The 26,326-nt window shown below is 38.5% G+C and carries 29 protein-coding genes; 10 read left to right on the plus strand and 19 right to left on the minus strand.

Features of this window, described 5'->3' with window-relative positions:
- Positions 1-77: 77 nt before the first annotated feature.
- The 3 genes from RRU94_RS02315 (at position 78) to RRU94_RS02325 (ending at position 2,486) form a co-directional block, all read left to right on the plus strand.
- Positions 78-407, plus strand: a complete 330-nt coding sequence (locus RRU94_RS02315; RefSeq protein WP_315691636.1) for a hypothetical protein — start codon at positions 78-80, stop codon at positions 405-407.
- Positions 408-891: 484 nt separating this feature from the next.
- Entirely contained in the window at positions 892-1,392 is a 501-nt protein-coding gene (gene tpx, locus RRU94_RS02320; protein ID WP_315691637.1) for a thiol peroxidase, read from the plus strand.
- A 386-nt stretch (positions 1,393-1,778) separates the two neighbouring features.
- Positions 1,779-2,486, plus strand: a complete 708-nt coding sequence (locus tag RRU94_RS02325; RefSeq protein WP_315691926.1) for a FadR/GntR family transcriptional regulator — start codon at positions 1,779-1,781, stop codon at positions 2,484-2,486.
- 238 nt (positions 2,487-2,724) lie between these two features.
- Here the strand turns inward: RRU94_RS02325 and rpiB are convergent, their stop codons facing one another.
- From rpiB to RRU94_RS02340, 3 genes are all read right to left on the minus strand, one after another.
- Complete coding sequence (gene rpiB / locus RRU94_RS02330; protein ID WP_242237410.1) at positions 2,725-3,165, minus strand: ribose 5-phosphate isomerase B; 441 nt, start codon at positions 3,163-3,165, stop codon at positions 2,725-2,727.
- 133 nt (positions 3,166-3,298) lie between these two features.
- A complete protein-coding gene (locus RRU94_RS02335) occupies positions 3,299-3,424 on the minus strand; it encodes a GapA-binding peptide SR1P (RefSeq protein WP_315691638.1) in 126 nt (41 codons plus the stop codon).
- A 99-nt stretch (positions 3,425-3,523) separates the two neighbouring features.
- A complete protein-coding gene (locus RRU94_RS02340; RefSeq protein ID WP_315691639.1) occupies positions 3,524-3,670 on the minus strand; it encodes a GapA-binding peptide SR1P in 147 nt (48 codons plus the stop codon).
- Between the two features lie 223 nt (positions 3,671-3,893).
- On the opposite strand from RRU94_RS02340, the gene RRU94_RS02345 reads away from it, so the two are divergent.
- On the plus strand, positions 3,894-4,604 hold the full coding sequence (locus RRU94_RS02345; RefSeq protein WP_315691640.1) for a FadR/GntR family transcriptional regulator: 711 nt from the start codon (positions 3,894-3,896) through the stop codon (positions 4,602-4,604).
- A gap of 105 nt (positions 4,605-4,709) precedes the next feature.
- Here the strand turns inward: RRU94_RS02345 and RRU94_RS02350 are convergent, their stop codons facing one another.
- The 7 genes from RRU94_RS02350 to RRU94_RS02380 all read right to left on the minus strand — a co-directional run bounded on the left by RRU94_RS02350 (position 4,710) and on the right by RRU94_RS02380 (position 12,458).
- Positions 4,710-6,056 (minus strand): MFS transporter, encoded by a 1,347-nt coding sequence (locus tag RRU94_RS02350; RefSeq protein WP_315691641.1) that lies wholly within the window; start codon positions 6,054-6,056, stop codon positions 4,710-4,712.
- Between the two features lie 342 nt (positions 6,057-6,398).
- Complete coding sequence (gene rpe / locus RRU94_RS02355) at positions 6,399-7,058, minus strand: ribulose-phosphate 3-epimerase (protein WP_315691642.1); 660 nt, start codon at positions 7,056-7,058, stop codon at positions 6,399-6,401.
- 98 nt (positions 7,059-7,156) lie between these two features.
- On the minus strand, positions 7,157-8,113 hold the full coding sequence (gene pfkA, locus RRU94_RS02360) for a 6-phosphofructokinase (RefSeq protein ID WP_315691643.1): 957 nt from the start codon (positions 8,111-8,113) through the stop codon (positions 7,157-7,159).
- Positions 8,114-8,200: 87 nt separating this feature from the next.
- A complete protein-coding gene (locus RRU94_RS02365; RefSeq protein WP_315691644.1) occupies positions 8,201-9,547 on the minus strand; it encodes an MFS transporter in 1,347 nt (448 codons plus the stop codon).
- Positions 9,548-9,866: 319 nt separating this feature from the next.
- Positions 9,867-10,625 (minus strand): SDR family NAD(P)-dependent oxidoreductase, encoded by a 759-nt coding sequence (locus tag RRU94_RS02370; RefSeq protein WP_242237427.1) that lies wholly within the window; start codon positions 10,623-10,625, stop codon positions 9,867-9,869.
- A gap of 43 nt (positions 10,626-10,668) precedes the next feature.
- Positions 10,669-11,616 carry a transketolase family protein gene (locus tag RRU94_RS02375; protein WP_315691645.1) on the minus strand — a complete coding sequence of 316 codons (948 nt, stop codon included), beginning with the start codon at positions 11,614-11,616 and terminating at the stop codon, positions 10,669-10,671.
- The gene (locus RRU94_RS02380; RefSeq protein WP_315691646.1) at positions 11,616-12,458 is read right to left on the minus strand and encodes a transketolase; all 843 of its coding nucleotides are present in this window, start codon (positions 12,456-12,458) and stop codon (positions 11,616-11,618) included. Before RRU94_RS02380 ends, RRU94_RS02375 begins: the two co-directional genes overlap by 1 nt.
- Before the next feature lie 424 nt (positions 12,459-12,882).
- Between RRU94_RS02380 and RRU94_RS02385 the strand changes: the two genes are divergently transcribed.
- The 6 genes from RRU94_RS02385 (at position 12,883) to RRU94_RS02410 (ending at position 17,558) form a co-directional block, all read left to right on the plus strand.
- The gene (locus RRU94_RS02385) at positions 12,883-13,059 is read left to right on the plus strand and encodes a hypothetical protein (RefSeq protein WP_315691647.1); all 177 of its coding nucleotides are present in this window, start codon (positions 12,883-12,885) and stop codon (positions 13,057-13,059) included.
- 6 nt (positions 13,060-13,065) lie between these two features.
- Complete coding sequence (locus RRU94_RS02390; protein WP_315691648.1) at positions 13,066-13,287, plus strand: hypothetical protein; 222 nt, start codon at positions 13,066-13,068, stop codon at positions 13,285-13,287.
- A gap of 862 nt (positions 13,288-14,149) precedes the next feature.
- Positions 14,150-14,536, plus strand: a complete 387-nt coding sequence (locus tag RRU94_RS02395; RefSeq protein WP_315691649.1) for a hypothetical protein — start codon at positions 14,150-14,152, stop codon at positions 14,534-14,536.
- 810 nt (positions 14,537-15,346) lie between these two features.
- Positions 15,347-15,631 (plus strand): DUF3784 domain-containing protein, encoded by a 285-nt coding sequence (locus RRU94_RS02400; protein ID WP_283915875.1) that lies wholly within the window; start codon positions 15,347-15,349, stop codon positions 15,629-15,631.
- A gap of 398 nt (positions 15,632-16,029) precedes the next feature.
- A complete protein-coding gene (locus RRU94_RS02405; RefSeq protein ID WP_315691650.1) occupies positions 16,030-16,989 on the plus strand; it encodes an Abi family protein in 960 nt (319 codons plus the stop codon).
- A gap of 404 nt (positions 16,990-17,393) precedes the next feature.
- Positions 17,394-17,558: a hypothetical protein gene (locus tag RRU94_RS02410; RefSeq protein ID WP_315691651.1), complete on the plus strand. Its 165-nt coding sequence runs from the start codon at positions 17,394-17,396 to the stop codon at positions 17,556-17,558.
- 227 nt (positions 17,559-17,785) lie between these two features.
- Here the strand turns inward: RRU94_RS02410 and RRU94_RS02415 are convergent, their stop codons facing one another.
- The 9 genes from RRU94_RS02415 to RRU94_RS02455 all read right to left on the minus strand — a co-directional run bounded on the left by RRU94_RS02415 (position 17,786) and on the right by RRU94_RS02455 (position 26,251).
- Complete coding sequence (locus RRU94_RS02415) at positions 17,786-18,136, minus strand: hypothetical protein (RefSeq protein WP_315691652.1); 351 nt, start codon at positions 18,134-18,136, stop codon at positions 17,786-17,788.
- A gap of 104 nt (positions 18,137-18,240) precedes the next feature.
- The gene (locus RRU94_RS02420; RefSeq protein ID WP_315691653.1) at positions 18,241-18,651 is read right to left on the minus strand and encodes a hypothetical protein; all 411 of its coding nucleotides are present in this window, start codon (positions 18,649-18,651) and stop codon (positions 18,241-18,243) included.
- A gap of 187 nt (positions 18,652-18,838) precedes the next feature.
- Positions 18,839-20,980, minus strand: a complete 2,142-nt coding sequence (gene topB / locus RRU94_RS02425; RefSeq protein WP_315691654.1) for a type IA DNA topoisomerase — start codon at positions 20,978-20,980, stop codon at positions 18,839-18,841.
- A 117-nt stretch (positions 20,981-21,097) separates the two neighbouring features.
- The gene (locus RRU94_RS02430; protein WP_315691655.1) at positions 21,098-23,077 is read right to left on the minus strand and encodes an LPD25 domain-containing protein; all 1,980 of its coding nucleotides are present in this window, start codon (positions 23,075-23,077) and stop codon (positions 21,098-21,100) included.
- Positions 23,078-23,095: 18 nt separating this feature from the next.
- Complete coding sequence (locus RRU94_RS02435) at positions 23,096-24,064, minus strand: DUF3991 domain-containing protein (protein ID WP_315691656.1); 969 nt, start codon at positions 24,062-24,064, stop codon at positions 23,096-23,098.
- 39 nt (positions 24,065-24,103) lie between these two features.
- Positions 24,104-24,409: a hypothetical protein gene (locus RRU94_RS02440; RefSeq protein ID WP_315691657.1), complete on the minus strand. Its 306-nt coding sequence runs from the start codon at positions 24,407-24,409 to the stop codon at positions 24,104-24,106.
- A complete protein-coding gene (locus RRU94_RS02445) occupies positions 24,406-24,846 on the minus strand; it encodes a hypothetical protein (protein ID WP_315691658.1) in 441 nt (146 codons plus the stop codon). Before RRU94_RS02445 ends, RRU94_RS02440 begins: the two co-directional genes overlap by 4 nt.
- A 9-nt stretch (positions 24,847-24,855) precedes the next feature.
- The gene (mobP2, locus tag RRU94_RS02450; RefSeq protein ID WP_315691659.1) at positions 24,856-26,007 is read right to left on the minus strand and encodes a MobP2 family relaxase; all 1,152 of its coding nucleotides are present in this window, start codon (positions 26,005-26,007) and stop codon (positions 24,856-24,858) included.
- A complete protein-coding gene (locus tag RRU94_RS02455; protein ID WP_315691660.1) occupies positions 26,000-26,251 on the minus strand; it encodes a hypothetical protein in 252 nt (83 codons plus the stop codon). The genes mobP2 and RRU94_RS02455 overlap by 8 nt, the downstream gene beginning before the upstream one ends.
- Between the last annotated feature and the right edge of the window lie 75 nt (positions 26,252-26,326).

Raw genomic sequence — 26,326 nt, forward strand, 5'->3', positions numbered from 1 at the left:
GACAATACTACAATAAAAAAACCAAAGAATCCGCGTACCAGCGCTTTTCTTCTCCCTCCATTCCGGAAGCAAGACTTATGCGCAAAAGTTTAGGGGACTGGTACTTTATTGTGCCGGGAACCGATGATACATTCAGCTATATGGAAGGGATCTATACACACAGGTTAACACCTGACTACTCCATTGAAATAGGTAAACGCAGTACAAAGCCCGGATATGCGGTGCTGAATCTGCCGGCCGTCTATTCCCTGACCTATCAAGTGATGGATCTGCTTTATCAGCAGGTTCCGGTGGCTAATCTGTATATGGAACGCTTAAAGGATCGATGGATCATTCATATGAAAGATGCCCGGTTAAATGGTGTTTCCGTTGAGTTAGCCGACTTCATTAAACGCTCGGCTAAATAAGGGCGTGTAAGATATGTTCCGGAATATGAGGCACTTAGTATTGAATCGGAGGAGGAATTGCTGTCAGTTCCCCTATCAGTTGATATAAGGGGTGGGTGCGAAAAAAAGGTGAACAGATAGGGAAAAGTATGCAGGACATTGCCATGGAGATCCTTGAAGAGGTATATCAGCTGAAGAATGAAGTGTAAAGAAATAAAAAGATCAATGAATAATAATAAAGCTTAGAGATGATAGTTAAATAGTAAGTTGATTTTTCTTAGAAATCTAAAAGTCTTGCTGTGCAGACAAAGCAAGGCTTGGATTCGATTTGATTTAATAATTTTGATACGAAACTACGTTAACTCCAGCAAGCGGAAATGTTTTTGTTTGCTCTCTTGTTTCCTTTATCTATATGATTTTGGCTACTAATTAAACCATTCACTTGTAACACAAGTATACAACTAGTATACTTATCTTATACTATAGAAATTGGAGGGAATTGTTCATGACAACGGTAACATTTTTAGAAAAACCTGTAACGCTGATTGGAAATAGAGTAAAGGCTGGCGATAAAGCACCTGATTTTACTGTACTGGATAACGATCTTTCTGTTGTTACACTAGCAGATACAACTGGGAAGGTTCGAATTATTAGTGTAGTGCCATCTATTGACACTGGGGTATGTGACGCACAGACACGTCGTTTCAATGAGGAAGCAACTAAACTTGAAAATGTTGAGGTTTTGACAATTTCTGCAGATCTTCCATTTGCGCAAAAACGCTGGTGTGCGGCAGCAGGTTTAAACAATATTAAGACACTTTCTGACCACCGCGATTTTTCTTTTGCAGAAAATTATGGTGCAGGGATCCAAGAACTTCGTTTATTAACTCGTTCAATATTTGTATTAGATTCAAATGATAATATTACATATGTAGAATATGTTCCTGAAGTAACAAATCACCCCAACTACGAAGCAGCTATTGAAGCAGCAAAAACTGCGAACTAACAGATTTCAGAGCCAATTTATCTATGGTTCTGTAACAAATTTTGTATTGCCGCTTTAAAATGAAATATTAGTATTTATCAAAAAGAAAAGACCGAGCCTTCGGTCTTTTCTTTTTGGGAAAAGTGTTGAAAAGTAATGAGTTCTCTTTTAATTTTTTAATAATACCCTTCAAGTTCTCTTCCACTATTCCCTTTTACGTGGTATACTTGTACTACAAGTATACCAATTAAAGAAAAAACACTTGTCTACATCTCAGCATTTCAACTTTTCTTTTTGTATAGGCCTAAAAAAATTGTAATCGGCTAAATGTTATTTAGCCCAAAGGCTAGAAATTAATTAGTTGCAAGGGAAGAAATATCAATTACTAATTGTACTTATTGAAAGAGGTGATTGTTATAACCTTTAACACAGTGATCAGTAAAAAGTTATATGTACAGATTTATGAACAAATCCTTTCAGGAATTCAGTCCGGTATTTTTCAAGTCGGTGACAAACTTCCTTCCGAAAGAGAATTGTGCATCCATTTTGGCGTCAGCCGCGCTCCTATCAGACAAGCTCTGAGCGCGTTAGAAATGAATGGCTTTATCTCTTCTAGGCAAGGAGAGGGCGTTTTTGTTAAGGACACGCAAGCAACCGTGACAAAAAATGTGCTGGAAATCGTAGCGGAATCTGTTTCGCCTGAAGACATTCTAGAAGCAAGACTAGTCATCGAACCTTTAATCATTAAATTTGCTGCTCTAAGAGCGACGGATGAGGAAATTGAAAACCTGAATAAAATTGTAAGAAAGATGGAGATTGAAACGATACAAGGGATTTATGCTCCAGAAACCGATGAAGAATTGCATCACAGTATCGCCAAAGCTTCTCATAATGAGCTTTTTATTGCTTTTATGGCCTCTATAGGCGAGGCTATGAAACAACAAAAAATATGGACGTTTCTTCGCGACCGATCCGTTACACATCCCGATTACCGGGAAACAAACTTCAATGAACACAAACAGATTATTGAAGCAGTCAGTTCCCGTAACGAAAAAGAAGCAGTTAAAAAAATGACTTTGCATATGCAGAAGTTGCAACAACGATGTTGGAAATAATAATCAATTTTAAAGGTAGTTATTTGCTAAAAGTGCTTCTCTTTAACAAAAGCATCGCCCGCCCGGAATCCTGAAAAACGTCCGAGCAGGCGATGCTTTTGTTTTGATAAACCTTGTTAAATGAATTAGATGGATCTTTCCGCTTTAAGGACAAAGGCCGGTCCAGCAATCAATTATTTTTTATTATGTTCTTTCTCTCTAAAACAGGCTTTATGAAACTAGTGGTCTCTGCGAACGGTCATACATATTCAATATCTCTAATTTTGTTGACGCGTGTTTCGTGACGGCCGCCTTCAAATTCAGTTTCCAGCCAGATTTTTGCAATATCACGGGCAAGGCCTGGTCCGATTACACGCTCGCCCATAGCCAGCATATTAGAATCGTTGTGCTCTCTTGTTGCTTTCGCGCTGAATGTATCATGTACAAGCGCACAGCGGATGCCTTTGACTTTATTGGCCGCAATGCTCATCCCAATGCCTGTACCGCAAACTAAAATACCACGGTCAAATTCTCCGAGTGCTACCTTTTGTGCTGCCGGAAACGCGTAATCCGGATAATCTACGGATGCATTGCATTCACAGCCAAGATCCAAATACTCGATTTTCATTTCCTTTAAAAGTGCAATCAATTCCTGTCGAATATGAATGCCTCCATGATCAGACGCAATTACTACTTTCACATTACTTCCTCCTCGACCCCTCTTTTTTGAAACTTCTTATGAACAAAACCAGATTTAAAATATATATCGAAATGATATATAGTCTTACTTACCGAAAAAGAATCAACTTTTATCTTATGAATATTTGTTGTCCTTACTTGCTCTCTTCATCAGCTTTTGTGCATGCTTTACATTCACATTTGGAATAAAGAAAAGTGACTTTTTCGTCTTCAAAATGAGCAATCGTTGATTGGCAAATATAACAGATTAAAGTTCCCATGGGACATCTCCTTCTTATAAAAATGTTTTTATACTATTTTCTATTTAAAAATACATTTTCAGCCTCTTTAAAGAATTGTGAGAGCAACAAAGTTTACTATTATTTATGCAGATCCGATTTTTGGCTGTTTTTCATTTTCTCACCCTCACAGTTTTCACATTGACCTTTGGAATAGAGAAAGGAAACTTTTTCATCTTCAAAATGAGCAATTGTTGATTGGCAAGTATGACAAATAATCGTTCCCATTAATATATTCTCCTCCTTGTTCTTTGTATACTTGGTTACTTGTATAATAAGTGTACCTTGGTTATATCTTAAAGGATAGATGTCTTTATGTCAACGCTTTCAATTTAATTATTTCAGAAAATTTTTTAACTGAGTTCACTTTCATATTTATTTTTCTCTTTTTAAAAAAAGTATATAATAATCACAAAACCATTTTCAGTCCGATTAATACTTGTGGAGAGAAGTGATTATCATTAATTTTAATACTGTGTCTAGCAAAAAACTATACATTCAAATTTACGATCAAATTCTTTCGGAAATTCAGGCTGGTAGCTTTAAAGTAGGGGATAAACTTCCGTCAGAAAGAGAGTTATGTGCCCAGTTTGGTGTGAGCCGTGCTCCTATCAGACAAGCGCTAAGCGCATTGGAGATGAATGGCGTTATATACTCCCGGCAAGGTGAAGGTGTTTATGTCAAAAACACACAAATTACAGCCGGCCAATCTGAAGCATCTATTTTGTTGCAATCGATTTCACCTGAAGATATCGTGGAAGCCAGAATGAGTATTGAACCAATCATTATTAAGTTTGCTGCAATGCGCGCGACTGAGGAAGATATTCAGCAGCTGAAAAAAACTATTGAAAAAATGGAGCAAGAAACAAAACAAGGTATTTATGTACCAGAAACAGATGAGGAATTACATAGCGGCATTGCAAAAGCCTCTCATAATGACCTTTTCATCACCTTTATGTCTGCAATTAGCAGCACAATGAAACAGCAGGAAATGTGGAAATTTCTCCGGGATCGGACGGTTACAAGACCAGATTACAGAGATACAAACTTCAAGGAACACAAACTGTTGATTGAAGCAATCGAAAAACATGATGAAAAAGAAGCAGTAGAAAAAATGACCATGCATATGCAAAACCTTTACGACAGATATTGGAAAGACTGATATTTGTTTACCTCATGGTCTTCCCTTGATTTTAAAATAGTCATAAAAAAACATGTACTTGCTTAAGCAAGTACATGTTTTTTTATGGGAGATTAAACTTGTTACTTAACTGGATTTTTTGATTTTTGTTTGATAAACGTTTTTGTCTTCTGTGGAGTTTAATGCTCTTCCAGACTGCTTAACTAAGAATAAAATAATCAGAGAGCCGATAATCATGCTAGCACCAAGGAAAATCATACCGTTGTGGAAAGAGCCTGTAGCATCTTTAATGTACCCAACAATATATGGTCCAAAGAAGCCACCCAGGTTTCCGACACTATTGATTAAAGCAATAGCGCCTCCAGCCGCAGCCCCAGTTAAAAACGAAGGCGGAATTGCCCAAAATGGTGAGTATGCACCGAATGCCCCGCACAGTGCCATTGTTAAAAAAACAAACGACAGGATGATACTATGCTCAGCGATATAGCTGCTAGCAATCATAGATATTGCACTTATAGTTAAGCAAATGGCTACATGCCAGCGTCTTTCATTCTTTTTATCAGAGTGATTGCCGACAAAAATCATGATAACCATCGCGCACAAGTACATTAAACCTAACAACCAGCCCATGCTCTGTGTACTAAGAGACGTTATCTCTGATAATCCTTTTGAAATTGTCGGTAAAAACATATTAATGCCATAGTAACCCATCATCCAGCAAAAATAGCCAAGAGACAAAATTAGGACATCACGGTCTTTCAGTGCTTGGGCAAACGTGTAGTGCTTTACTTCTTGCTTTTTTAAGATTTCTTTTGTAGTTACATCCATTAACCAATTTTTTTCTTCTTTACTCAACCATCGTACATCTTCAATTTTGTCATCCAGGTAGAAATAGGCAGCCACTCCAAGAATTAAAGCCGGAATCGCTTCCAAAATAAACAGCCACTGCCACCCGGCAAACCCCAACCAGTCTATACTTAACAAAAAAGTAGAAAGCGGAGATCCGAGTGCATTCGCTCCTGGAATCGCTAACATAAAACCGGCAATCGCTTTGGCATGGTGCTTAGTTTGATAGAAACCGCTTAAATAATAAACCATACATGGATAAAAGCTGGCTTCTGCTACTCCAAGCAAAAAGCGGGCGGTATAAAATTGCCAAGGCGTTTGGACAAACGCCATTAAAATTGCAATGATAGCCCAAGTGACCATGATGCGGCTGATCCATTTCCGTGCGCCTATCTTTGTCATCATGGCACTTCCCGGAACTTCTAGTAGAAAGTAACCCAGGAAGAAAATCCCTGCACCCAGACCGAAAACAGCATTTGAAAATCCTAAATCTTCATTCATCTGCAAAGCGGCAAACCCAATATTAACACGGTCCAATGTGGCAATAACAAAACATAAGAACAAAAACGGAATCAGTCGCAGTGTGACTTTTTTCGTTGTTGTACGCTCCAATGTTAGTAGATCCAAAAAAATTCCCCTTTCAGCGGTTTAGCTTTTTCTATTCCATAACACCCTGCAAACGATACCATTATTATGAAAGCTGCTTGCAAATGGTTTTTTTTAAATAATCTAACAATAAACTTGTATATTCTCTTTGTTGTCCTCAAATTAGTAACTTGTCTAACAAGAGAATGTCTTTTGCTTAATATAGTTTTGTCTGTGTGGATTGTCAATAACATATATGGACTTTTTTAATCAAGTAGCAAACAGGATATGTTAACAACTAACTCTTGCATTTACCCAGTATAAGACGATTTTTATGTACACAAAAAGCAGGGCACTCGCTAGAGCCCCTGCTTGCTTTTCGTTTTAAGAAGGCAGTTTAGAACCTTTGATCATTTCTATTGCTTCTTTCCGGTTTTTCTTATTGTAAATAGCAGAGCCCGCTACCAGTACCGATGCCCCTGCTTCTATACAAAGCTGGCCTGTTTCTTGATTAATGCCGCCATCTACTTCAATCTCGACAGCTAACTTCTTCTGTTGAATAATATTCGAAAGAGTTTTTATTTTTGGCAGCACACTTGGTATAAATTTTTGTCCGCCAAATCCCGGATTAACTGTCATTAACAAAACTAAATCAATATCCTCTAACACATGCTGAACTTGTTCGATTGGCGTGGCAGGGTTAAGAACAACTCCCGCTTTTATTCCACGCTGTTTAATCGACTGAATCGTCCGGTGAAGATGAGGGTCTGCTTCTGCATGGACAGAAATAATGTCAGCACCGGCATCGGCAAAAACATCTATGTATGTGTGCGGATTTTGAATCATAAGATGAACATCCAGCGGAAGATTCGTTACAGGACGAATCGCGTCTACCACAAGAGGACCAATTGTAATGTTTGGCACAAAATGACCATCCATTACATCCACATGGATGTAGTCGGCACCTCCAGCTTCCACGTCTTTAATTTCATCTGCTAGTCGGGCGAAGTCAGCTGATAGAATGGAAGGAGCTATTTTAATCATTGTTTTTCTCCCTTCGATTTTTTATCAAATATATTAATTTATTCAACTCTATTAAAACGGTTTTCATGCCGGCCAACCGATTCAAATCATATTCTTAGTTAAGGAAGAAGCACACGTAAAAGCGACTCATTTGCACTTTTATCTGCTGTTTGTTCCTCCAGCTCATCAAGGCCAACATGAATAATACGGTTGTTCCGAATGCCTACTGCTATACCAGATTGGCCGTTTAATAAAAGGGAAACAGCTTCCACTCCCATTTTCGCGGCAAGCACCCGGTCAAAAGCAGAAGGTTCTCCTCCTCGCTGAACAAATCCTAACACAGTCGTACGGGTACTCACTTGTGTTTTTTCTTGAATATAGTGCTGCAGCTCCTGCAAGTCATACATTCGCTCGGTCACTAAAATCAAATTATCGAATTTTCCTTTTTGAATCTTCTTTTTCAAATGGTGACAAATATCATCAAATGTAAGCTTATACTCTGGCGCAGAAATAATTTCACCTTCACCCGCCAGCGCTGAATATACAGCCAAATCTCCGCAGTAGCGCCCCATTACCTCAACAATGGTCGTTTTGTTATGAGAAGAGCCGCTGTCTTTGATTTTGCGTACACAGTCAAGCACAGTATTTAACGTTGTATCAAACCCAATAGCATAATCGGTATAAGTTAAATCATTGTCAATTGTTCCAGGGATGGCTGCTACTGTCACGCCAAGCTGATGGAGTTTTTGAGCGCCCTTAAATGACCCCTCTCCCCCCACAACAACCAGGTTGTTTATATTATTTTCTTTTAATGTATGTACGGCCTGCTGTCTGCCTTCTTCTGTCATAAAAGCGGCTGATCTTGACGTTTTTAAAATCGTACCGCCTTTTGAGGCAATATCTTCAACTTTTTCATACGTCAGGTCATAGAAATTACCGTTTATCAACCCTTCATATCCATTTTGGAAGCCAACAATAGATACTCCAAAATGCTCTGCTGCTTTGACAACAGCGCGAATGGCTGCATTCATCCCGGGCGCATCTCCCCCGCTTGTGAGAATTCCAATCTTGTTCATTCGGCGTCCCCTCTCTCGTGAAAATAGAAATTCCAGCAGCTTTGATCACCGCGCTGCTGGAATAATTGATTTATCATTGGATGAGTTTTAGCTGGATTTTCCAATCTCTTTATAGTCTGTTGTTTTCCCATCCAGTGATTTTAATGCTTTTCCCGACTGCTTCACTAGGAACACAATAATCAATGCACCAATAATCATGCTGATTCCAAGAAAAACCATCCCATTATGGAAAGAACCAGTGGAATCCTTAATGTATCCTACAATATACGGACCAAAGAATCCGCCCAGATTTCCAATACTATTAATAAGCGCAATGGCGCCGCCGGCGGCTGCTCCAGTTAAAAACGAAGGTGGAATCGCCCAAAACGGCGAGTAAGCACCGAACGCACCGCATAATGCAACCGTTAAAAAAACAAACGAGAGGATAATGCTTGTTTCGGCAATATAGCTGCTAGCAACCATGGCTAACGCGCTGATCATCAAACAAGTGGCTACATGCCATCGTCTTTCATTCTTTTTGTCCGAATGATTCCCTACAAAAATCATAGCGCCCATGGCAAAAAGATACATAAGCCCAAGCAGCCACCCCATGTTTTGCATGCTAAGCGATGTCGTTTCTGACAAGCCTTGTGAGATGGTCGGTAAAAACATATTGATGCCGTAGTAACCCATCATCCAGCAGAAGTAACCAAGAGACAGGATGAGTACATCGCGGTCCTTCAAGGCTTGTGTAAATGTGTAGTGCTTTACTTCTTCTTTCTTTTTGTTTTCTTTTGTTATCACATCAATCAGCCAGTGCTTTTCTTCTTTATTTAGCCACTTAACGTCTTCAATTTTATCATCTAAGTAAAAGTAGGCAATCACCCCAAGAATTAATGCCGGGATCGCTTCTAAGATAAACAGCCACTGCCACCCGGCAAATCCGAGCCAGTCGATGCCCAACAAAAAGGTGGAAAGCGGAGATCCGAGTGCATTCGCTCCTGGAATCGCTAACATAAAACCTGCAATCGCTTTGGCGTGGTGCTTAGTTTGATAGAAACCGCTTAAATAATAAACCATACATGGATAAAAGCTGGCTTCTGCTACTCCAAGCAAAAAGCGGGCGGTATAAAATTGCCAAGGCGTTTGGACAAACGCCATTAAAATCGCAATGATAGCCCAAGTGACCATGATGCGGCTGATCCATTTCCGTGCGCCTATCTTTGTCATCATGGCACTTCCCGGAACTTCTAGTAGAAAGTAACCCAGGAAGAAAATCCCTGCACCCAGACCGAAAACAGCATTTGAAAATCCTAAATCTTCATTCATCTGCAAAGCGGCAAAACCGATGTTAACCCGGTCAAGAATTGCAATAATAAAGCATAAAAACAAAAACGGAATCAGTCGCAGCGTGACTTTTTTGGTGACAGTACGTTCTAATGTGATAGGATTCAATGCGATTCCTCCTCTACAGCCAGGCTTTTTGATTTTTCCCAAATAAAAAGCGCAGACTGGGCTTCTAATATGTTACATAGACATGTTTAATCACTTTATTTAAGCGCTTTCAACAACTACTTTTTTCTTTACACTTCTTTATCCTGTGCAGGACATATCCCTGTTTTCTTTTTTCTCTTACCTGTCTTTTAGGTAAGAGAAGGTTTGGGAACGGTTGGCTTTTGGCTTTTAACTTTCGGCATTGTCAATATCTTTAGGCTCGTGAATTAGAAAGAACGTATACAGGCACTATAACTCGAATGCCTGTATACAAGCAGGTTTAATCCATATGGGAGCCGCCGTTAATATCAATTTCTTCCCCTGTGATATAAGATGCTTCTTTTGATGCAAGGAAAGCAATCGTGGAGGCAATTTCACTTGTTTCACCCGGACGTCCCATTGGGATACCGTCAATTACCTTTTTTGCATCTTCTTCAGGAAGAGACTTCCAAATATCCGTGTTGACAAGACCTGGTGCTACGCTATTGACAGTGATGCCATCTGTTCCAACTTCACGCGCCAAGTTTTTAGAGAAACCAAGCACAGCCGCTTTTGATGCAGAATAATGTGCACCGCCAAACACGCCGCCGCCGCGTTTAGCTGATACAGAAGACAAGTTAATAATACGTCCGTACTGCTGCTTTTTCATGGGAGCAAGCACGGCCTGCGTGCAAAGGAATAAGCCAAACATGTTTACATTGAAGATACGCGTGATGTCTTCTAATGTCATATCTTCTACTGTTACTTTTTGTGAAATACCGGCATTGTTTACTAAAATATCGATGCGGCCAAATTCGTCCATTGCTTTTTGAACCATATTATCAACAGATTCTTTGCTGGTAACGTTTACTTCAACCCCAATTGCTTTGCCGCCCTGTTCTTGAATAGCTTCAACGGTATCCCAAATTCCGGCAGGATTCATATCCGCTACCACAATAGAGGCTCCTTGTTTTGCCAGCGTCATCGCAATAACGCGGCCAATTCCTTTTTCAGATCCGCTGCCTGTAACAATGGCTACCTGGTTTGTTAATTCAAACATATTCTTCTATCTCCTGTCTTTTCTTAAATGGATGAGTAACGTGTTAGTTAAGCAATTCTTTTGCAGTTGCAACAATGTTCTCAATCGTAATGCCATTCAGTTCCATTAGTTTTTCATAAGGGGCTGATTCACCGAAGCGGTCTTGAACCCCAATGCGTTTTACTTTCCCTTTTCCTTCTTCTGCAACAACTTCGGAAACCGCACTGCCAAGACCGTTTAAAATGTTATGGTCTTCTACCGTAACAATTCTTCCGATTTCCAGGCACTCCACAACTGCTTCACGGTCCAGCGGTTTGATCGTGTGCATATCAAGAAGCTTTACAGAAATTCCTTCTTGTTCAAGCTGTTCTGCTGCCTGCAGGGCAAGATAAACCGTGTCACCGTTAGCAATGATAGCCACGTCTTTTCCATCTTTAAGCTGTTTCGCTTTGCCAATTTCAAATTCTTCATTTTCATCATAGATCATTGGCACAGCATCACGAGTAAAGCGAAGGTACATAGGGCCGTATGTGTTGGCTGCTTTTTCTACCAATTTGCGTGTGGAATGATAGTCGGCTCCCATAATAACAGTCATATTTGGCATTGTTCTGTAAACGCCCATGTCTTCAATTGCCTGGTGGCTTCCGCCGTCATTCCCTGGTGTTAATCCACCGTGTGAGCAAGCAATTTTCACGTTTAAGTTTGGATAGCATGCTTCTTGACGAATTTGTTCAGCCATGCGAAGTGAGCCGAATACTGCATAAGTACTGATAAATGGAATTTTACCAGTGGTAGCAAGACCGGCCGCAAGACCCGCACCGTTTTGTTCGGCAATTCCAACGTTCACATGCTGGTTAGGAAACGCATTCATAAATGCCGTTGTTTTACAGGATTTGCCGATATCAATATCGACCACATAAATGTTTTTGTTTTCTTTACCTAGTTTAACAATCTCATCTCCGAAGCCTTCGCGCGTCGCTTTTTTTGCTACAGGTGTATTTGTTACGCTCATTATTTTAAACCTCCCGCTAGTTCTTCCATTGCTTGTGCGTACTCTTTGTCGTTTGGTGCTACGCCGTGCCAATTCACCACATTTTCCATGTAAGAAACGCCCTTGCCTTTAATCGTGTTCGCAACGATACATTTAGGCTTGCCGTTTGTTGATCCTCTAACTTCATCCAGCACTGCTACAATTTCCTCCATTGAATGTCCATCAATGTTCTTGGTTTCAAACCCGAATACCTCAAACTTCTTTTCAATATCTTGAAGAGGCATAATTTCATCTGTTGTTCCATCAATCTGCAAGCGGTTGTAATCAACAAAAACAATCAGATTATCCAGCTCGTATTTAACCGCTGTTTGAGCTGCTTCCCAAATCTGACCTTCCTGGCACTCTCCATCGCCGACCATTGCAAATACGCGGTACTCTTTTTCGTCCCGCTTGCCGGCAAGTGCCATGCCTACAGCGCATGAAAGACCTTGGCCAAGGGAACCGGTTGAAATATCAATGCCCGGGCATTTTTTCATATCTGGATGACCTTGAAATGGAGAGCCGTACTGTCTTAGTGTGTTAATGGTTTCATAAGGGACAAAACCTCTCAATGCCAATGCTGCGTATTGAATAGGGGCTACATGCCCTTTTGATAAAACAAAGCGATCACGATCTTCCCATTTTGGGTTCGCTGGATCTACGTTCAGTTCTTTGAAATAAAGAGCTGAAATGATATCAGCTGCTGACAGCGAGCCGCCTGGATGCCCGGACTGTGCTTTATATACCATTGTGACAGCGGCTTTTCTTAATTCAATTGCCTTTTCTTTTAATTCTTCGATGGTTGTCTCTTTCACTTCGATCATGTTGATCACCTCTGAAAAGATTTGATGTTCTTTAAATTATCTGTTCACTCATTTACTTAGTTACTTATCATCTTGTTAACTTGTAATACAAGTTTGTAACCTGAGTATACAACCGCTTTCATTTTTTGTCTATATTTTTTTAAAATTTTTTTAATTCTTTTATAGAAATCTACCGGACTGGACTTCGAGAAAGCCGCTTGGAGCAGCGGTTATTTATCACCACCAGAAGCACGAAGCGGTTTATCAGCTTTTTTCTTCTCATTCTTTTCCATAACTAAGACTTATGTGTAAAGGTTATGCGGACTGGTACTTACTGTAGGGGAACCGATGAACATTCAGCTACATGGAAGAGATCAACACACATAGGTTGACACCTGACTAATCTATTAAAATTAGTAAGCGTAGTACAAATCTTGGATACGAGGTGCTTAACTTACCGGTAGTTTATTTCCAAGTGATGGATCTGCTTCATCAGCAGGCTCCAGTGGCCAATCCGTATATGGAGCGCTTAAAGGACCGACGGGTGATTCATATGAAAGATGCGCAATTAAGTGGTGTCTCGGTTGAGTTAGCTGACTTTATAAAGCGTTCAATGAAATAAGGGCGTGTGCGGTATGTTCCGGAATATGAGGCACTCAGCATTGAATCGAAAGAAGAATTGCTGTCGGTTTCGTTGTCCGTAGATATTAAGGACTGGCTGCGGAAAAAAGGTGAACAGACAGGGAAAAGTATGCAGGACATTGCTGCAGAGATCCTTGAGGAAGTATATCGGCGTGAAAAAAACTCGGCTAGTGAAAAGTTTGGTGAGTTGAATAATAGAAGAATATAAACGTATTAATGACCGTCTTCCTTATTTATTTGAACAATTGATCGAAGCGCCCAGTCATTCGTTCCGTGTTATTACAAAAGGCTATCTTCAAAATGTTTTAGGTTCAAGGGAACCAGTGAAAGGAATTTACTTGATTTCGAAACGTGAAGATAATCCACTTTATGTAGGAGGCTCTAAAACACTGGCTCAACGGCTAGACATAGACCACCGGGCTACAACGGTGACACAAGCAAATTTAACTTTAAAATTATCAAAGATCATGGAATTAGATATGATTGCAACGCGTGAATACATGTATGAGAATTTTTTGTTAGGCTAATTGAAGTAGACAATACTCTTGAGCGGACACTTTTGGAGATATATGCAGCTATGATCCTGCAAACACCGCATAACAGCTTCGAGGAAACATAAAAATGAGATAATAGGAAAAATATTTAGTGTCTAGTAGTGCTGTTTAGAAAACCATATAAAAAACAATACAAATGGAGCTGGTTTAGAGGGCAGCTCCATTTTGGTTTAGAACACTGGTCATTTAACTTACAAATTCTATTATCTTTTCACCCGCCAATGACTTGTATTTTTCCTGTTTCATATATGAAAACATCCTGGAAAGAATCGTTTATAAAGAAATTTAAACATGCTCAAGCGAAATTACACATAAGTGTGAAACCTACTTCCAAACCTAATTGGAAAGGATCACACAGCTTAGAAACGTTATTGCTTTAAGGTTATGCCAATCAATTAGGGGTAATCGCAAAGCAGCCGATGCAGTATGCGACCCTTTGAGTCTTTGATGTAACAACAAGCCTATGCCTTACCGATTTGAGAAGGCGATAAGTTTATTAAAATTAGGAGGCTTAACATGAAGAAAATTGTTGGCATTATTGGAGCTGTCTCACTGGCAGCAAGTATCATGGCTGCGTGTGGAATAGAATATCCTGAAGGTGTAGACCAGGAGTTCTACGAAGGCGCGCAGGCAATATTCGATGAACTGGATAAGGATGTAGCTGAAGGTGAGCCATCAGACCGCCAGGACAAACAGAACTATAACCTTTTTAACCAAGTCGAGCCTGCTACTTCAACACAGGAACAAGAAATTGTGAAGGCATTGAATGCCATGTTCGCAGAAGAAACGGCGATCCAGCAGGATATCAACCATCCGCTTGACCGCTATTTGAATGCGCGTCAGACATATGCTCATTACATGAATAAAGATTTACCTGAATTTACATTCACGGAGGAAGACTAATGAAGAAGCTTTAGGCATTCTTCTTATTATTGATGATGTCTGTTGGTCTTGTCGGCTGCGTCGAGGACGATGATTACGAAGAAGTAGAATACAATGATGGTGAAGACGATTAAACGGCTCAACAACATTAAGATCGTTATGCCCTCAACTACTTTTATTGGCTTCTTCATTGGAGCTATTGGTGGGTGTAGGAATCGGTATGATGCTTATTTAACCCTCCTGGCTAGCACCTTTAGGCTCTAGTCTTTTACGGAGGGAAGGTTTTTTGCGCGCTGTTTTTCCTTCCTTCCTTCCTTCCTTCCTTCCTTCCTTCCTTCCTTCCGTAAAGGATTAGACAGAAAAGGAGTGGTTAATGTGCAATTAAATAAGCAACACCATTCGCGATTGGAGTTTGGCCGAGCTAGTTACACTCCCTTTTCGTGTCGCTCGCTTCGCCTTGCTCCATCCTTTTTTAGAGTAGGCATCAAGCCAACTCTAAAAGACTGGCGCTCACCCGCCATGTGTTTCCCCTTCTTCTCAAGCCGGTCAGACAAAAAATCAAGGAGCTTCCTTCGATTTTAGAAAAGGTATTTAAGGTAAATAAAGATAACTTGTTTTTGATAATATTTTTGATAAAAGAAAAAACAAATTTTTAGCCTGTTTTCGTGTATTGCTAGTTTCTTATCAAAAACGGTCGTTTTTGAGAAGGAACTAAAGATAAACTCCTTCTTCAATTAAGAAGCAGATTAGTTCAACAAAAAGGGAACTTTTTTCCTTTTTAGTTCGTATAAAAAAGTAGCAGGAAATAAAGTGTCCTTTGGGGGTGAAAAGGTGGATTATGGATTATTGGTTATTGGTATAGCTCTTTTACTTGTATCGTACTTAGTAGCTGTGAAAAAACAAACCTGGTTGTTAGCAGGGTTTAATGAAAAAATGATAAAAAATAAGTCTTTATTAGGTACAGTAACAGGTGGAACTTTTTTTCTACCGTTAGGATTATTAGTAGTTCTCAATAGTTTTATTGACTATCCTTATGAATTAACGGTACTTATAATTGCTATGTTGCTTTTATTAACGATTGTGTATGTATATATCAATAGAAGATTACTTGATTAATTTAACTATAGCTTTAATGAGCTGTGACGATCACGATCAGCTCTTTTTCTTATTGAACTAACGGGGTGCTTTAGTTCAATAACGAGTACAGCCGCTTCCTTTTGAGAGTGACTGTTTTTAGAAATCACACAAATTGATGATCACGAAAAGGGTCGTTTTTGATAATATCACTGAAGATCAGCAGAGCATTTTTATATTCAACAACAGTTTTGAATACACCAGAATACAAATTATTCTGAATTTGAACTATTAAGTTTTTTATGATTGACGGTAAAATAACCCTGTATTATAATTACATTAACCGTTGGAAGGCATGGGTCATGCCCTAATCCAAATATTCCATTTGCGGGATTAAGAATGGTATACCATTCTTTTTTTTTGCGTTCAGGAGGTAAATTATGTCAAATGCGGATATTCCACTGGATATTGAAGATCAAGTCTCATTAATGAAGTCTTACGTCACATTCCGTCAGAAACTCCGAATGAAACGCCTTTTACAAAAGGAAGGCTATTTTCGTGTAAGTCGATACGGAAAATACTTGTTATCCTTTACGCAGGTTCTTCAAGCGAAGCCGACACAAGATTTGCTGTACGATCTGTACGACTTTGATATTGCCTTGAGAGAAATATTTTTTCGATATACACAAAAAGCAGAAATACAAATAAAGAACCACATTGCAAATGCCTGCTCGCTTTATACACAAAACCCAACCTTTTATTTGGATCAAACCTTTTATACTCCTTCTGGTGGGGTAAGTGATAAAACTAAAAGAAAAGCAAATGTTAGACGTTTTCCACGTGTCTTTTCGAGTATAAAGGAAGCAGAAAAAGCACTTATTAAGCATCAAAACAAACATCCTCAATTTTCAAGCTATCGAACAGGTGGGCCGAGATACAGAAAAAGAATCCCTGCATGGGCTGCTTTTATGTATTTTGATTTTGGTACAGTTGAAAATATTTATGCCTATTCAAAAATGGATTTGCGTAAAGAAGTTCTCCGTTATGGATATCCCGATTCAAACCGAAAGTTTGGTAAGAATGATACTTATAACATGGATACTTGGATTTCAGCTATTCGCAATTTACGAAATACCTGCTCACATCACAATATTTTAGTGGGGAAAACATCTTCAGTTGTCCATCTTGACCATAAAGTTGATTCTCCCCAATGCTTACCCAGTGATACAGATTTATTTTCTAGAATGTATGCCTTAAAAAAAATCCTTCACCCAAATGACAGTGCCGAATTAAAGATAGACCTACAAAGATTGCTCTCGCGCACAAAAATTAATGTTTATCAATTCAATGTGCTTCCTCAAAATTGGGAGAGCCTTTATGACAGCATACATAATTTATAATCAATAACCATACAATATGCGTACCATCGGAAGGCGTGGGTCATGCCGTAATCCAAATATTCCATTTATGGGGGAGCAAGTCTACAAGGCTTGCTCTTTTTTATTTTCTTGCATAAATGATTACTACAGCCAGGGCTTTTCGTGTCGCTCGCTTCGCATTTCTCCATCTTTTTTTAGAGCAGGCATCGAGCCTGCCCTAAAAAACTGGCGCTCACCCGTCATGGGTTTCCCCTTCTTCTCTCAATTGTAGCAATCCGGTCAGACGAAAAATCAAGGAGCTTCCTTCGATTTCAAAAATTTTTTTGGAACAGCACCAAAAAATTTTTTGAAAGTCTTCGGACTCCTCCTTGATTTTTGCCTGCCCTTCTTGCTAGTGTTCTTCCATGAAGAAGGGAGGTGTTCACATGGAGATAGCAAAAGAAATTGTGCTCATGACAAAAGAGGTTGTGACGATCTTGTCGATGATTTTCACAACGTTCTTCGCATTCAAGACGTATCAAAACAACATGAAAAAAGCTCCGAGGAAAAAGAAGTCCTCGAAGCGCCGTAAGCAGTATAGCAGCAGATAGCATCTGCAACAGGTAAGGAGGTAGCCGCCTTCTTACCTGTTTTTATTTTATCACGATTCGAAACAAAAGACACAAAATCATTACTAGAAAAAGGGCAGCATAGATGAATAAGCCGGAAGGCAAAACCCTTAAAAACCTTGATAAATCAAGGTTTAAATCGACTACATGTAGTCGATTGACTACATGTAGTTAGTTGACTACATGTAGTTAGTCAACTAACTTTTTTCTTATTCATTCACTTTAGTTACCTTCAATAGAAAAAAACTGAATGCCTTTAAAAATGCCGCCAGACAAACATAAAAAGTAATGCACGAAAGAATATAATTAGTTAAATCAAATTCCATTTCTGGATCATGATCTAAAAAATCCATTTGTAATTCATATACATCTGGAAAGCCACCTTCATATTCAGATGCACCCGATGCTTCTAAATCTTGTGTTATAAAGGGAAAAGGAAAACCAAATTTAGCATTTCTAAATTCTTCTCCATTTTCAACGAATGTGTTAAATCCTGTTGCTGAAACGATAAGAATACTTACCACGGGTAAAAAAATAAAAATCATAATTTTTCTGAACATTTTTTCCTCACTATTCTAAAAAAGCTCTGCCGATCGGCAGCACTCTTTTTTTATTCTGTCATTGACTACATGTAGTCAATTAACTTTCTTCTTATTCATTCGCTTTAATCATCTTCCAAATTAATCATCTTCCAAAAAAGAAAATTAAATGCCCATGCGATTGGCAACACACAAATATAAATGACAATGCACGAAAGAATATAATTAGTTAAATCAAATTCGATTTCTGGATCATTGTCTAAAAAATCCTGTTCTCTGCTAAATACACGTGGAAAGCCACCTTCATAACCACCTGCACCCGACGCTGCTAAGTCTTGTGTTATAAAAGAAAAAGGAAACCCAAATTTAGCATTTCTAAATTCTCCAGAGTTTTCAACGTTTGTCTCCGATGCTGTTGCTAAAGTAATGAGCGCACTCAAAATCGGTAATAGAATACCAATCACAAATATTTTTTTTATCATTTTTTCCTCACTATTATAAAAAGAGCGCCGCCGATCAGCAGCACTCTTTTTCATTTTGAAATCGACTACATGTAGTCAGTTCCGGAGCGCAATAAAGAACAAAAAGACAACTCCAGCAAGATATAATAATATCGTCTCAGTCATAGTTAAGCCCCCTTTAGAGCTTTTCCAAACTATACACTAACTGGAATATTTGTAAACGTCAAACAAAAAGAAGTGTAGCTAAGAGCCACACTTCTTTTTATTTATTGCTAAAAGCAAACCCGATTTTCTTATCCTCAATTTTCAATTTAGCTTCAAATGATTTCTTTGTTTTAGATGATTTAAAGCCTTTTATGACAGGTGTTATCCCTTTTTCTAGCAAGTCTTTAATGTTTTTCTCCGTCAATTTCTTGGAAGCAATGGTTTTACCGATAGAAAACGTACAGCCATTTGAGTATTCAGAGCAGCCAATCAATGTTTTCCGGTCTACCATGCGCCCTTTTTTACAAACCGGACATACGCCATAACTGGATTGTGTTTGTTGCTGTTCCACAGCCTTTTGGATAGTCGAGCCATCCATTTTTCCGGGCATTGTTTCAATCAAATTTTGTACGAATTTTTTAATGTTTTGGATAAACGTTTCGGACGAACCAGAGCCTTCCCCGATCTTTCTTAAATAGGATTCCCATTTTGCGGTCATTGAAGGACTGGATAACAAAGTCCCTTGAATCGCTTCACACAAAATTTCGGCTTTTTTTGTGCTGAATACAATGTTTTTCTTAACGTCCAGATAGCCGTTCTTTTTAACCGTTTCGATAATTCCAGATCGAGTTGCTTCAGTGCCGATCCCCTCTACTTCTTTTAAAATCTCACTATCCGCTTCATCATCGACCATTTTCCCTGCCGTTTTCATGAGATTGATTAGACCGCCTTCTGTAAACGGCTTGGGAGAGCTTGTCTTCCCTTCTTTGCTGTTTAGGACTGCTGCTACATTTTCATCTTTAGAAACGCTTGGCAGCACGTTATTTGAAGCCGTTTTTTCTCCATCATCCTCTTTTTGGTGAGAAAACAGCTCTTTCCATCCTTTTTCAAGCTCTACTTTTCCGATTGTCTCAAATTCAATGCCGTTTACTACCGTTGTAATTTTCGTTTCCTCATACCGGTAATCTTTATGGAACATTGCCAGCGTGTTCCGTACCACTTCATCATAAATGTTCTTTTCTTCTGGTGACAGGCTACTGATAGTCGATTCAGCAGGGACGTTTTTAGTCATGATGATCGCATAGTGTTCTTGAACCTTAGAGCCATCTACATACCGTTTATTTGGTGTGAGATTCGGCTCAAATTCTTGGCCAAGTAGTTTCTGGTATCCCTCAACAACCTTTACTAGATAATTGAACTCATTTTCAGTGATAAAATTTGTGTCTGTCCGAGGATATGTGACGAGCTTTTTTTCATACAGTGATTGCATGGTTTTTAATACAATTGCCGGACTATACTTCCACTTCTTATTCGCGACTGTTTGAAGTGTAGAAAGTGAATGTAATTTCGGTGATTGCGTCCGTTTTTCTTTTTTCTCTAATACCAGGACGGTTCCCGGCATTTCGCTGTTTAAGACCGCTTCATTTGCTAGTAAAAAGGCATTTAATTCATCTAGTGTATCGGTCTTTATTTTGGCTTTTCCTTCATATTGACCACCAGCTGCAGCGAACTTTCCAACCAACTCAAAAAATGGCTTCGAGACAAAGTTTTCAATTTCTTTTTGGCGCTGATAAACCAGATAAACCAAGCTGCTCTGCACCCTGCCAATACTCAATGTTTCCCGAACCCCTTTTTTGGCAAGCAGCAAGCTAAATAATTGGCTTCCATTAATCCCTACCAACCAATCGGATACCTGACGAGTATAGGCTTCTTTATACATCAATAAATCCTTTTCATTATCCAATAGGTTATTAAATCCTTTACGGATTTCATCAACCTCTAAAGAGTTAATCCATAGCCTTTTAATCGTCTTATTTTTTGCACCGGTCATTCTATAAATACTGTAAAAAATATTAGAACCCTCTCGATCAATGTCACAAGCATTGATCGCAACATCACAGCCGTTAAATAATTTTTTCACCGCATTGAATTGAGCTTTTTTATCTTCCGACACTTTAAATTCAAACCGTTCCGGAAAAATTGGCAGGTTGTTTAAATCCCATCGTGACCATTCTTCTTTATACTCATTGGGCATTTTCAAGGCGACTAAGTGACCAATCCCCCAAGTAATTGCAGCCCCATCGGGAAACGTGCTGCATGGCTTTAATTCAATGTGTGTCTTTTCTCTTTTGGCAACGTCAAATGCTTCGGCATAGGCTTTCGCTTGTGAAGGCTTTTCAGCCAGAATAATAGTCTTCATTTATAGTCCCTGCCTTTCATTTTAAAATTGTTCGTGTTTAACCGTCTTTTCAGCTGCCAGGGATCCAAATAATGTTCGTCTTTTAAACAAAGTTTTGTTAGAGAGCGCTAAAAAACTTTAGCGTTCTAATTCTCCTGCCAGTTGTTTTGTTTGACGGTTCTGCCTTCCAGATGGTTCTTTTATTGTTGCAGCTGGTTTGACTGCTTCCATATCTTCTTTGTTCAATTCCTGTCTAATGCGTGGTGCAATAGAATGAATATAGGCATCATCTTCTCTGAATAATTCCTTGTCCCAAGCTGTTTGAAGTTTATCGTAAATATTCTTATCAATACCGGTCTTCTCCATCTGGTTAAGTGGATGTAAATATTCACCCTTCTTATAGCTGTTACTGAAAACATTTAGCGTATCACCTTCTGGAATAGCTACCGTATATACTATTTCATTCAATTTCAATTTATTGAAATCACCGTTATTTACGAAGCCAAATTCTTTAAAATCGGTCATAGCACCATGTATCATCATGGAAGGTTCTGCAATATTTAGCGCACCGCCATGAGCCTTTTCATGCCCATATAAAGCTATGTCATTCAGAAGCGTGTTGTGGTGTTCTGGTTTTAAATTCATTTCAGAAACCATTTGCTGATATGCGCTATTGTAATAACCATCCCCTATATCGTGCCGGTCTGGATTAATCATTTCGAGCTTATCGGCATTTGGAAAAATCACATGGTAACGGGTTTTATAGTATCCATCTTCTTGACCTTGTTCTTTGGCGATCTCCGTAAATTTTTCGTTCGCTTCACCAAATCGCATTAATTCATTATTTTTCAGTTTTTCGCTTTCAGACCATTGAATTAAAACAGTGGGCTTCTCAATTTCAGATTTATCAAAGACTTTAAAAGCGTTACCCATTTCTTTTTCTAACAGCCCCACTTCTTTATCGGTTAGCACCTCGGCCGAGTATAAAGGTTCTAACTTCTGCTTTAATTCTTCGTGCCGATCTTCTGGATAGGCTTCAATTCGATTCGTTACCGCTTGTTTTAACTCGTCTAAAGAAACCTCATTTATACTTGCTTGTGATAAAGAACCATACTCAATCAACATGATAGTGGAAAGCTCTTTTGAATAATCTAAATGGCTGTCGATCACATCAATAAACTCACCAGATGTTTGACGGACTTCATTTAATAGCTGCTCTTTATCCTTTAATTCAGCATCTTTTGTCCAGCTTGCTAGATAAGGCAATGAAAAATTCTCCATGTTGATTCCGTAATGAGTAGCCACCACATAAGCGACCATTTCAGCTTGAAATTCTTTTTCGTTGGTAGATAAATTACGCCCACGTTCCTTTTGACGGTCCCGATTATGCAATTCAGCATGTGCCAATTCATGAATCATAACAGGAATATTGTCAGCCATCGTATTGCGTGGATTCAGAGCAATTACATTTAAATCTGGAAAGAAAGCGCCTTTAGCTGTTCCCAGTTCATGACCATTCGGCGGTTCACTAAGGAGCTTCACCCCGATCTTGTCAGCCAGTTTTTCAAAAGCCTTCATGAATTCTTTATCATTTTCAACTGTTCCCTCACGATGATAGCGACCAAAGATTTCAGAGACTGCAAGACCTTTTTCGCGCGCATTGGTTTGTGTATATTCGAATACATAACCAATTTTGTAAAACATTCTCCGGTGCTTTTGCAACACACCTTTTTCTAGCAACTGTTTTTCTTGTGGCGTGGCTTTTGATACCGGCGCCCATATGTCTTTTCCTTCTGAATCAACACCACGCTTAAAAAACTCAACCGGATTAGGGACTAAAATTTTAATGCCCTTTTCCCCTTTATTGACACTAGCTCCTTTTGATTTCCAAAAGTTGAATGAGCCGACTGCACTCGCCCCCGAAAATTGTTGATTAATTAAAGCCATATTACGTGGTGAATACTTATGAAAGTTTGCCATGAAAGCTAAATGCTCTTGTATCGTTTCTTCGCTTTCAAAAAAGCTCTGTATTTGGGAATCCATTGAAGCGGTTAGTTCATCAATTTCCTTTTGTTTTTCTTCTGGTGATTTACTTTTGTAATTACGTTTGTACGCCATTTTCAGACCGCCCTTTCTTCACCGTTCATATTGAAATTCTTTATTTTTAGAAAAACTCATGCCAGGGCTTTTTTGATTTTGCTTTTCCCGTTCTAGTTTTCTTTGCTCCCTCAAATCATCGTTCCAGTCTTTATTTTTCGGAACATCGACTTGAACGATTTCACCTTCCCATTTTTCAGTAAACTCTCTACCTGCTTTATCGTTATCAACGGCAATAATTATTTTTTTTAGTTCTTCGCCACGCTCTTTACATTCCGAAGCCGTTTGTTCTATTCCTTTAATAAGAGTTTGATCTTTTAAACCAGACATAGATAAGAGACGGATGTGTTCTGGACGAATCATATCGTAATATGAAACTAAATCAATCGGGCTTTCAAATACTGCAATTTTATTTGGCTTGCCTATATCAAGCGTAAACCCACCGTCACTTTTACTATGCTCCATGATCTGCTTAAATGTTCCCCGTTTATTCTTCATTTTTGTTGTGCCTTGCCGATCAGCCCCAACTATTTTTCCGTCTTTGTCTCTCCACTTAAAAATAAGATTTTTCATTTTATCTTCTGCAATCAAATCATGTTTTCGTAATGCCAAGACTACTTTTTCATCAATACAGCGTTCATTGACTAAATAACTTTTTGCGTTTTCAATAGAAGAAACTTCATACTGTTTTGGATAAACAAATTCATTATTTATATCTTTTGAGAAGTCCATTGTCTTGGTAATGTTCAATCCGTTTACATCCCGAACAGCTTCTTGAAATTTCATTGTGTAAAGCTCTCTTGCTAAACTAATTGCGCCCATTCCACCGGTACTGCGACTGTTCCAGTACCATTTTCCATTTGTATTAAACACTAAGGAATCATGCTCTGCATGACGATAATAGTTGTGTCCTTGCTTGATGATCGGCTCGCCTTTTGTCTGTAAATAATCCAAAACATGAACGCTGGCTGCTTTGTCAATTTCAGATTTCGACACTATATCACCCACTTTTGAACACCTCATTTTTAAAATTAGAAAGGAAATCCGTTAGTTTTTTTCATTTTCTTTTTCAAATTCTTCTGGATCAAAGTCAGCTGCTCCATCTAATTCCTTCATAAACACTTCTGGAAAATATTCTTCCATGACTTCTGTATTCACTTCGATTAGCAATTCCTTTGTGGCGCTGTTAAAAGGGACAATATAAATGCCCTGTTCAACTGCTTCAAATATTGGCGTACGGGTAGTATCAGTGAGCTTAATTTCATAATCTTCACCGTTAAACGTGACCAAAACTTCATCTTCTCCGACACCTTTAATCGTTGCGTAATCTAAATTTTTAAAGAGTTCTTTCATTCTTTTCCATCTCCTTTAGAGTGTTTTTTTTGCTTCAAATTTGCGATTCTTTCATGCACGACTGTTTCAGCTTCAACTAAAAAATCCGGCTTATAAAGATCAGTTGTTGTAATGGTATCCTTGTTGGAAGCCACCATGAACCCTTGCAACAATTCAATTAAAACTTGTGTATTACGATCAGTATTATTCGTTCCTAATCGAATACGCTTCATTTCCACTTCAACATTTTTCTTAATGCCATTATCAATTTCTTGCAACAATTCCAGTTTAATTTGGTTCGTAATAAAACGCAGATCAAACATATTGTTAGAATACTCTTTATGTTGCTTTAAAATCGTTTCAAGAGCGATACTGCTGTTATTGCCATGACTTTCTATATACTCATGCCATTGTGGGTCTAAATAATATCTCTTTTGTATTTTTTTATCCTCAGACAAATTAATTCACTACCTTTCATGTTCCTTTTCTTGTTGCATCCTTTCAAATTCACGCTGATTTTTCCAGTGCTGTAAATCGTCATTCATGCCCCGATCAATAGTGTAAATAAAATTATTGATCGCCCGTTCACGCTTAATTTTTTCAAATTTATTTTTTGGTTCAGATCGGGCAGCACTCTTTAATTCATAGTCGTATTTTTTCACTTCTTTTAAAATGGTGTTTCCCATTCTTTTATAAAGATCATCCATTTTCGTTTCTTTGTACTGCTCTGCTTTTTTGGTATCACCATAGATTCGTTTGTATAATTGAACTTTTTTACCCAATTGTTTTTCAAATTCTTTAAACTCATTTTTGAAATGCCTTTGAATGTACATATCCGTCAATTTATCAATTTCCGGTCTTACATTTTTGATGCCATTCATGCTATACGCCCAGAGCCGTTTATCTTCGGGCAACATGCTATGAATTTTTTTAAACTGCTTCACCATATCCCGATTGACCACACGATTTTTCAAGGACAATAAATCATCATCACGTTTTGTTTTTACAACTTTTTCTCGAATAAATTCATTCAGTTTTTCATTTTCTTTGCTCCGGTCAAGAATCGTACTCGCCACTTTAGACTTCATACTATCAATGGATTTTTGCTTTCGTTTTCCCCGATCCCGAAAGTTTTTCGTCTGGACAGTAGCAACATGAACGTGAATGTTATCCGTATTGTAATGAATGGCAGCAGACCAAATCGCACTGTCGGACAATCCTTCTTTTTTAATCATTTCATTTACTGCATTTCGTGTCGCTTGCTTCATTTTTTGTTCATCCATAAAGCCATTTTTCAACACACCATTTTCTTGCAGCCATTCATTATCAAAGGAAATTACATCTTGCCAAAGAATACTTCCTTTTTGTTGCGATTGTTCAAAAAGGGATTTTAAATCTTCTTTTTCTTTTTCACTTAACTTGTCATTACTTGAAGTAAACAAGCCAGTGGATTTTTCTTCATTGCTCATATAGTCTTGATAATTTTGAAAATCGTTTTCGTTCGAGTGAGTGTTTTTTCTGTCCATGTAATTCAAATAATTATTGAAATTATTTTTTGAACCGGACGCTAAAATAAACTTAGATTTAATCACTACGGCAGGTCTTATAGGATTATTCATCGTCGATCAACTCTTTCAGAACTGACACTAATTCGTCTAACGTGTTCGAGGTTTTTTCCATTAAAAGCGTATTGGCAACAAGCTGCTTTTCCATACGGTCAACATGGTTATCCTTCATTTCTAAAATCGAGAAATCTTCTATCACATTTTTAAGGTACTCGTTTCTGGAAAGTCCCTTTTTTCTAGCAAGCTCGTCGATTTTTTTTACAGCCGCAGGCTCAACATTTCTGATCTTCACTTCCATTTCCTTTCCCCCCTTCTAAGAAAACAAAGTTTTGTTAAATGATACACCCTCATTACACCCCAAATTTTTCTAAAA

This window comes from Domibacillus sp. DTU_2020_1001157_1_SI_ALB_TIR_016, assembly GCF_032341995.1.
Lineage (GTDB): Bacteria > Bacillota > Bacilli > Bacillales > Domibacillaceae > Domibacillus > Domibacillus indicus_A.

What these genes read in the sequence shown, in the direction of transcription:
- RRU94_RS02315 (WP_315691636.1), top strand. Translation starts at nt 78, where the DNA reads ATGCGCAAAAGTTTAGGGGACTGGTACTTTATTGTGCCGGGAACCGAT.
- tpx (WP_315691637.1), top strand. Translation starts at nt 892, where the DNA reads ATGACAACGGTAACATTTTTAGAAAAACCTGTAACGCTGATTGGAAAT.
- RRU94_RS02335 (WP_315691638.1), bottom strand. Translation starts at nt 3,424, where the DNA reads ATGGGAACTTTAATCTGTTATATTTGCCAATCAACGATTGCTCATTTT.
- RRU94_RS02340 (WP_315691639.1), bottom strand. Translation starts at nt 3,670, where the DNA reads ATGGGAACGATTATTTGTCATACTTGCCAATCAACAATTGCTCATTTT.
- rpe (WP_315691642.1), bottom strand. Translation starts at nt 7,058, where the DNA reads ATGATTAAAATAGCTCCTTCCATTCTATCAGCTGACTTCGCCCGACTA.
- pfkA (WP_315691643.1), bottom strand. Translation starts at nt 8,113, where the DNA reads ATGAACAAGATTGGAATTCTCACAAGCGGGGGAGATGCGCCCGGGATG.
- RRU94_RS02370 (WP_242237427.1), bottom strand. Translation starts at nt 10,625, where the DNA reads ATGTTTGAATTAACAAACCAGGTAGCCATTGTTACAGGCAGCGGATCT.
- RRU94_RS02375 (WP_315691645.1), bottom strand. Translation starts at nt 11,616, where the DNA reads ATGAGCGTAACAAATACACCTGTAGCAAAAAAAGCGACGCGCGAAGGC.
- RRU94_RS02380 (WP_315691646.1), bottom strand. Translation starts at nt 12,458, where the DNA reads ATGATCGAAGTGAAAGAGACAACCATCGAAGAATTAAAAGAAAAGGCA.
- RRU94_RS02395 (WP_315691649.1), top strand. Translation starts at nt 14,150, where the DNA reads ATGAAGAAAATTGTTGGCATTATTGGAGCTGTCTCACTGGCAGCAAGT.
- RRU94_RS02405 (WP_315691650.1), top strand. Translation starts at nt 16,030, where the DNA reads ATGTCAAATGCGGATATTCCACTGGATATTGAAGATCAAGTCTCATTA.
- RRU94_RS02410 (WP_315691651.1), top strand. Translation starts at nt 17,394, where the DNA reads ATGGAGATAGCAAAAGAAATTGTGCTCATGACAAAAGAGGTTGTGACG.
- RRU94_RS02415 (WP_315691652.1), bottom strand. Translation starts at nt 18,136, where the DNA reads ATGTTCAGAAAAATTATGATTTTTATTTTTTTACCCGTGGTAAGTATT.
- RRU94_RS02420 (WP_315691653.1), bottom strand. Translation starts at nt 18,651, where the DNA reads ATGAAAAAGAGTGCTGCTGATCGGCGGCGCTCTTTTTATAATAGTGAG.
- topB (WP_315691654.1), bottom strand. Translation starts at nt 20,980, where the DNA reads ATGAAGACTATTATTCTGGCTGAAAAGCCTTCACAAGCGAAAGCCTAT.
- RRU94_RS02430 (WP_315691655.1), bottom strand. Translation starts at nt 23,077, where the DNA reads ATGGCGTACAAACGTAATTACAAAAGTAAATCACCAGAAGAAAAACAA.
- RRU94_RS02440 (WP_315691657.1), bottom strand. Translation starts at nt 24,409, where the DNA reads ATGAAAGAACTCTTTAAAAATTTAGATTACGCAACGATTAAAGGTGTC.
- mobP2 (WP_315691659.1), bottom strand. Translation starts at nt 26,007, where the DNA reads ATGAATAATCCTATAAGACCTGCCGTAGTGATTAAATCTAAGTTTATT.
- RRU94_RS02455 (WP_315691660.1), bottom strand. Translation starts at nt 26,251, where the DNA reads ATGGAAGTGAAGATCAGAAATGTTGAGCCTGCGGCTGTAAAAAAAATC.